Here is a 4857-nt window from a genome sequence, read left to right on the forward strand (position 1 = left end):
AACTCACACCGTCGACATCGAACAATGGGGGCCTACCAGCAAGGTTTTGAGATATGTCAAAACTGCGTGCAGATAATTCGTGTGTCACAACCATTGTGGCCAAATTCGACGTCAACATCATCTGTCCATGCGACCCCGAACTGATCACGGGAATAGCCCGTCTTGGGTGCGCGCCCCTTCACAGGAAGCGTTTCGAGAAGAGTCGTCGCGCGGTCGAGTTCTGTGCCGGTCAGCTGCCAATTCCGAGGTGCTGACCCGTCGCTCGTGGCGTTGAGTGCGCTCGGTTCGACCTCTGCTCCTACAGGATTCACGATGCCCGGGTCAGCGGCGATGGGCGCATTGAACTCGCAACCGCTGATCGCCAACGCAAGGATGCCTGCGAAGGCGCCGGCCACGAAGGACGTCGCTACATGGCGGATCGGTTTGGTTGAGTGTCGAATTCCGAACACTGAATGTCCTTTCGGTGAAGTTGTTACGTATCGGGTTTGGGCAGTATCAAGTTGTGCGTTGATGAGTTTCATCAAGTGAGGTGGTGGATGCGGCACGCACGATTCGGCGGGCTGATCGCTGGGCCACTGATGGGTTCAAACACGCAGATGAGTCGGGAGGTAAGCGCGCTTCGGCATAGTGTCGAGGTCAGTCAGCGCTCCAGCCTTTCGATTTCGTTGGTTTGTAGATGTTCGCCCCAGGTTTGAGTGCGTACGTCGGCGCATATCGGGCAGTAGGTTTCACCGCGGGCGCAGGTCCACCCTGCTCGCGTTTCGTATTCGTCTCCAGTGCAGTAGCTTTCGCTCATTACTTCTCGAAGATCCGTTGTTCCGCACGCGTCGCAGGTGAAGTTCGCCGACATTGCCGCTGGCATTCCCGTTCGGGTTGAGTCGTATCCGAGCGGTTCGCCTTTCACACGTTCGGGCAGGGCTCGGTGGTCAAGGAATACGCGAGTGTGGGCGATCGCAAGACATATGCCGACAAGGATGGCCACTGGCACAGCGGCGTGGGTTGTCAAGAAGGTCTGGATAGTGGTCGGGCACATTGGAGATCCGGTGCCGCCCAGCAGGGTTGTGTAGCACTCGGCGGCAGGTTCGAGCTGTTCGACAGGGGGCAGGGCGAGCATCCAAGTCAAACCCGCGACCGCAATCAGGTCGAGCAGCAGTAGCGTGCAGATCTGACTTCTCATCGACGTTCCCTATTCGTGTTGGAGCAGTTCAACGGTGATCTCGGCGTGCTCGGGCAGAGTCGTCAGAGCGAGTCCGAGGGCCGGCCATCTGGTTATTTCGTCGAGCGTTCGTCGCGTGGGGTCCGCTCACGCTGCTGCAGGCGTTGTAGTCGAGCGGCTGGCGCTGTGGTGCGTCGCTGGTTGATCCAGGTGTGCACGATCGTCTTGTAGAGCGCTGGTTCTGTGGTGGTGAGGAGTCGTTGGGCGGCAGGTAAGCCTGCAGCGCTGGTTGCTTCACTGTCAGCTGCCCATGTCCTGTCTTGGAATCGCCGGCGTCGATACCGCAGAAGCCACAGACCTGCAGGGACGAGCATCGCGGCGGCGACGAGTGCGGTCAGTCTGGAACTGCTGTCGACGTCGTGGCTGAATGCAGCAGGTAAGAGGATGAGCACAGCGGCGAGCATCCCGAGCGGTGTGCCGTATCCGGGTTTGTGTTGGCGCGGAGGGTATTGCGCCCAGGACAAGGTGTTCGCGACGATCCAGCGTCCCGCAGCAGTGTCGGTGTGGGTGTCGATGTCCGTCGCTGATACGGCGAGCACGGGGACGGGATCACCGTCGACGCGGTGGTGGTAGACGCGGGTTTCGCCGACGGGGACGCGTTCCGCCGACGCCACCTTCGGGTACCGCCGGTTCACTGTCTGCAGGTCGGCGGCGGTGTTCGACCACCAATCGAGTTCGGTGCGGGTGAGCGTCGTTCTTCCTGTGGCTCTGATCTTCGTCATGAGAGTGCCTTCCGGATTGTGTATCCAGGTCGGACGTTATCGGGCGCTGTTCCGGTGTAGTGGTGCTCGGCTGTGTCTTGAACGGGTGGTGGGGTTCCGATCGCGGCGGTCGGTGCCGGTGGGTCGTGATGCTCGCGGGATCCCTGATGATTCGACCGTCGTGGGTGGACAGCAAGGCGCGTGTGGAACATTCCACGGGCTCTTGGTGGTTCGCAGGCGCTGGCGTGGATGCCGCCTAGAGGGAGGGCTGACCGATAGCGTTTGGATATGACCAAAGCATCCAGTTTCCTCTTTCAGGCGCAGGACTTGGCATCCGACGATGATGCGCCGCGGTTGCGATCAGCGTTGACGGCCGCGCGTGAGTGTGAGCAGAGAGGGGGGCCGTACCCCGACGAAGTGCAGGAGGCTGCACAGTTGGCGTACGAGTTGTTGGAGATCGCTGCTCCCGAGGTTGTTGCGGAGCTCGGTCCACCGTCGTGGTCAGCGTAGTAGCGGAATGGTGAAGGCCACGTCAGCAGAAGCGAACTCGTTCTGCTGACGTGGTCTTCCTGTGTGGATCCCTCTTGCATCGGTAGACCTCGAAAACCGCACATCCTGGCCTTCGCTACCTTCGGAGTCATTACTGTGAGCGGCGCCGTCGGACTGGGCGCCTCTAGTGCTCCTTTGTACAGTTCGGGGTGAACCGATCGGGGTGGGTCGACGACCTGCGAGCTACTTGGTTCCGCTACGCAAAATGTTGCGGCGGAGACCCATTGCGTCGAACCGGTCGTTGAACTTGCGGAACTGTGGGCCGAACACCTTCGCGAATCGTGACGTGACCTGAACGGGGAATGACGTAGCAAGCAGCACAATCGCTGCTGGGATCACGTCGCTCGCCGACGTCGATGTCGACAGGGCGATCGGAAGCCCAGCGTTGTGCGCTACGAGGGCCGTCGAAACCAGAACTGCCACATACAAAGACAAGAGTGGCTGAGACATGGACCCCACCGTCCGCGCCCAGCTGATGACGTATTCGAGATCGCTTCCAGTGGCGGAAGTTTTACTCCGTGCGCGCGAGATGAGTTTCGACGCCGTAGCTATGAGGGCCACGACGGCGATCAAACCGACGAGTGACACGACGACCAGCAAGGTAATGACTGCAACTGCATTGACGCTGCTACCTGCAACTTCTGCGGTCCTGGTGAGGGCGGAAGCCAAGTCCTCCAGTGCGTTGATGCCCTGCGAGCTCGTTTCGGCGGTCGGGGTTTGCCACCACGATCCCGCGAGAATGAAGGTGAAGAGAAACGTGAGTAGCGCCGTTGTTGCAGCCAGCCTCGTGGCTTGTGGCCACGGACTCTTCGTGGATCGAGCAGATAGTTCTGCGGGTGCGGTGGGCCCTGTTTCTGTTGGATGGGACATTGGGCTTTCTCCTGTTCTCGGTGTGCAATTCGAGGTCGGCCCCGGAATGGGACTGGCTGGTAGTGGGTTACTGGCCTTTTAGTGCGTTTGCCGGCGACGGGGGCGGGGCGGGACACGGTCGATTAGGTGGCGATGTGTCGGGACTCAGCGCGCAAGACGACTTTGCGCATGATCGACGTAATCGTCTGCATGAAAAGTGATCCCGTCTGGGATGGGTATGCGCACAGGACTAACAGGAGCACCCACACGATCGCTGACACGGCTCCCTGCACTGTGAGGATCGCTACAGAGTGGCCGGCGCCTCCGGCAGTGACGGCCGTCGAGATCAGCAGCGCCACGTACCACCGCAACACGGGGCCGACCGTCCGACTGAGGCGCAGCGAGAATCTGCGCCAGGATTCGGCGAAGTCCGTGAATACGCGTGCCCGTAGGCCGTATGTGGCGACGGAGAGGATGAGTGCAAATGTGAATGCGCCGAGAGTGATGCCTGCGCCGACTCTGTCGACTGCTGCTGTGCTGGCGCCAGTCTCCTCCGCGAACGAGGTCAGGGATGTAGACAGGTTGTAGAGCGATCGGGTCCACGCGTCGGTGGTGGTCTCGTCGAAAGACACTCGCTCCCGAGGCGACTCGGAGAATGCGGCAGTCAGTATCGCTGCTGGTACAGCGAAGCTGGCGATCGAGCCGCAGACGGCCCGACTCACAGTCCCCGGACGCCGAGGGTGGGAGTCGGGAAGGTTCGACTCGATCGTCGATTGTTCGGACACGAATGGCTCCGCTTCTATTTGTGTTGATCACGCCAGAACCCGAGTAGGGCTCGAGCTGTCATATGGGCGTCTTTGAATGCGTTGTGAGCATCGCGGTACTCGACGCCGTGTGCGGCAGTGAAGTCAGCGAGGCGAGCACCGGTGCTGTTGTGGTCGAATCGCCTGGAGAGCGTCATGGTGTCGATGACGCGGTCGGCGGAGACCCCGTTTGCGGCGAAGTATTGGCGTTCGAAACTCGCGTTGTGCGCGACCATCGTGGTGTTTGGATCGCTCAACAGTTCCTGCAGTCTTGTTTTAGCCTGGGACTGCGCAAATGGCGGCTTGCCGTGGATGTCCTGGTAGTTGATGCGGTGAACGTCTTTGGCGCCCGTTCCGATCGTTCGTGCTGTGCGAGCATCGATTCCGTGAAGTTCGTCGATTCGTTCAACGACCTTGCCTTGCCCGTTCATCACGACTGCGCCGGTTTGGATGATCTCGCCACGTCCCGCTGACAGAGAATTCGTTTCGATGTCGGCAACGACGAAACGACGGCGGGTATCTGCGGCTGGGTTGTACGACTTGTAGAGGCTGCGGACGGCGTCGTCCGCGGATCTGCCGGATGCGACTTCGGCGCTGATCATCTCGTGGGCTTGTGCGGTGCTGATGCCACGGTAGGCGGCCAGTTCGGCTGCGGTGGCCCGGTTCTTCGCGTGTCCAGATTCTGCGCGCGGCGCTTTCGTCCAGGTGAAGGTGCCGTCGTTGTGGGCGGGTTGGGGTG

At 60.7% G+C, this 4857-nt stretch carries 6 protein-coding genes and 1 pseudogene; 1 reads left to right on the forward strand and 6 read right to left on the reverse strand.

Annotation, left to right across the window (positions count from 1 at the left end; all coding sequences use genetic code 11):
• Positions 1-77: 77 nt before the first annotated feature.
• The 3 genes and pseudogenes from AC1Q61_RS32575 to AC1Q61_RS32585 form a co-directional block, all read right to left on the reverse strand.
• Positions 78-200: pseudogene (locus tag AC1Q61_RS32575) on the reverse strand (HNH endonuclease family protein); the annotation flags it as partial.
• A gap of 440 nt (positions 201-640) precedes the next feature.
• On the reverse strand, positions 641-1177 hold the full coding sequence (locus AC1Q61_RS32580; RefSeq protein ID WP_075835739.1) for a hypothetical protein: 537 nt from the start codon (positions 1175-1177) through the stop codon (positions 641-643).
• Between the two features lie 92 nt (positions 1178-1269).
• The gene (locus AC1Q61_RS32585) at positions 1270-1938 is read right to left on the reverse strand and encodes a hypothetical protein (protein WP_075835737.1); all 669 of its coding nucleotides are present in this window, start codon (positions 1936-1938) and stop codon (positions 1270-1272) included.
• A gap of 267 nt (positions 1939-2205) precedes the next feature.
• On the opposite strand from AC1Q61_RS32585, the gene AC1Q61_RS32590 reads away from it, so the two are divergent.
• Positions 2206-2427 (forward strand): hypothetical protein, encoded by a 222-nt coding sequence (locus AC1Q61_RS32590; protein WP_075835736.1) that lies wholly within the window; start codon positions 2206-2208, stop codon positions 2425-2427.
• A gap of 222 nt (positions 2428-2649) precedes the next feature.
• On the opposite strand, the gene AC1Q61_RS32595 is transcribed toward AC1Q61_RS32590, so the two are convergent.
• The 3 genes from AC1Q61_RS32595 to AC1Q61_RS32605 form a co-directional block, all read right to left on the reverse strand.
• Entirely contained in the window at positions 2650-3336 is a 687-nt protein-coding gene (locus AC1Q61_RS32595; RefSeq protein ID WP_064112220.1) for a hypothetical protein, read from the reverse strand.
• Positions 3337-3458: 122 nt separating this feature from the next.
• The gene (locus AC1Q61_RS32600; RefSeq protein ID WP_075835732.1) at positions 3459-4100 is read right to left on the reverse strand and encodes a hypothetical protein; all 642 of its coding nucleotides are present in this window, start codon (positions 4098-4100) and stop codon (positions 3459-3461) included.
• A 14-nt stretch (positions 4101-4114) separates the two neighbouring features.
• Positions 4115-4857, reverse strand: a 743-nt coding sequence (locus AC1Q61_RS32605; protein ID WP_492651463.1) for a 3'-5' exonuclease, incomplete at its 5' end; no start/stop codon positions are given.

The sequence above is a fragment of the Rhodococcus sp. MPR-R1B genome, from assembly GCF_058793255.1.